Raw genomic sequence first — 1,899 nt, 5'->3', positions numbered from 1 at the left:
GCCGCCAGCAGGTCTTGCCCGAGCCAATGCCGGCTCCTGGGGCAGATGACACCGCGGTCGGCCCACCACCAGTTCCGGACCTGGCTGGGGCAGCAACGGCCCGGTCAGCGACCGCAGTTCGCGCACGTAAGCCCGGGGATGCGCTTTTGCAGGTCAGTCCTTCTGGTCCCTGTCGGGGAACGCCTTGCCGGCGTGAAAACATGATCGCGGCGCCCGTCCGCCGACTCCGGTTGCTCGTTGGGACACCAAGCCCGTAGGTCAGTCTGGTGCAGGGGCCGCCGCGGGGCCTTGCCTTGTTGCCGTAGAGCACGCCGGTCAGATTTCGTCTTCCCCGTGGCCCCTTGGGGCGGGCGCCGCCTGTACGAACGGAACGACCGGAAGGGGGCACTCGCCCGTGGCGGAGACGGATGCCGAGGAGTCCGAGCAGGGTCCGGAGCTGGTGGAGAGGGTCACGGCGATCGATATCGCCAAGGCGTCCGGGATGGTGTGCACCCGGGTGCCGCACGAGGACAAGCCCGGCCGACGGGTGCAGCGGGTGTGGAACGTGGCTGCGACCAGCGGCGCCATCCTGGAGCTCGCGGACCACCTGATATGCCAGGGCGTCACCCGGGTCGTGATGGAGGCGACCTCGACCTACTGGAAACCGTTCTTCTTCCTCCTGGAAGCGAGGGGGCTTGAGTGCTGGCTGGTCAACGCTCGTGACGTGAAGAACGTCCCCGGCCGCCCGAAGACCGACAAGCTCGATTCGGTGTGGCTGGCCAAGCTCGCCGAACGCGGCATGCTGAGGGCCTCGTTCGTGCCCCCGAAGCCGGTGCGCGAGCTACGGGACCTGACCCGTTCCCGCGCGGTCCTCACCCACGAGCGCACCCGGCACAAGCAGCGCGCGGAGAAGCTCCTGGAGGACGCGCAGATCAAGCTCTCCTCGGTCATCTCCGACATCTTCGGCGTCTCCGGCCGCACGATGATCGAGGCCCTGATCGCGGGCGAACGCAGCCCCAGGGCCCTCGCGGGCCTCGCGCACGGCACCATCAAGGCCAGCCCCCAAGCCCTGGAAGAGGCACTGGCCGGCGGGTTCGAGGAACACCACGCGTTCATGCTGCGGATGCTGCTGGACACCGTCGACCACCTCACCGTCCAGATCGACAAGCTCACCGCCCGCATCACCACCCGTCTCAGCGAACTCTCCACGGCCCCCGACGCCACGGACGACGACCGGCCCGGTCAGGGCATGCTGATGCCGCTGACCGACACCGAGCGACTGGACGAGATCCCCGGGGTCGGGCCCGCCACCGCCCAGGTCATCCTCGCCGAGATCGGCACCGACATGAGCGTGTTCCCCACCGCCGACCACCTGGCCTCCTGGGCCCGCCTGTCCCCGCGCACCTTCCAGTCCGGCCCGAAGAACACCTCCGGACCCGCCGGCAAAGGCAACCCCTGGCTGCGCGGAGCACTCGGCGAGGCCGCCGTCTCCGCGGCCCGCACCGACACTTTCCTCGGCGCCCGCTACCGCCGCATCGTCAAACGCCGAGGCCACCTCAAGGCCCTGGTCGCCGTCGCCCGCTCCATCCTGGTCGCGGTCTGGCACCTCATGAACAACCCCACCGCCCGCTACCGCGACCTCGGCTCCGACTGGCACACCAAGAACCTCGATCCGGCCCGCAAGACCCGCGACCTCGTCCGCCAGCTCACCGCCCTCGGCCACGACGTCACCCTCACCCCGGCAGGCGCCTGACACACCGTCCACACCCGACCAGCAGCCCCGGAACCATCCAAGTCCAGGGGCTACCTCGCCATGCCCACCTGACCGTCGAGTTTTCCGGTCAGAGCGCGAGACCGGTGAGGACCAGTACGCGCTCGTAGGTGTAGTCCTCCATCGCGAACCGCACGCCTTCGCGGCCC

1 protein-coding gene is annotated in these 1,899 nt (G+C 69.5%); it reads left to right on the top strand.

The features are described from left to right. The first annotated feature begins 394 nt into the window (after nucleotides 1-394). Nucleotides 395-1,732, top strand: coding sequence for an IS110 family transposase (locus tag ACWDVB_RS40245; RefSeq protein ID WP_451612066.1), 1,338 nt, complete (start codon nucleotides 395-397; stop codon nucleotides 1,730-1,732). Nucleotides 1,733-1,899: the final 167 nt, after the last annotated feature.

This window comes from Streptomyces sp. NPDC003379 (assembly GCF_053589195.1).
The sequence above is the reverse complement of the archived record's forward strand: the minus strand, read 5'-3'. Positions and strand labels throughout refer to the sequence as shown.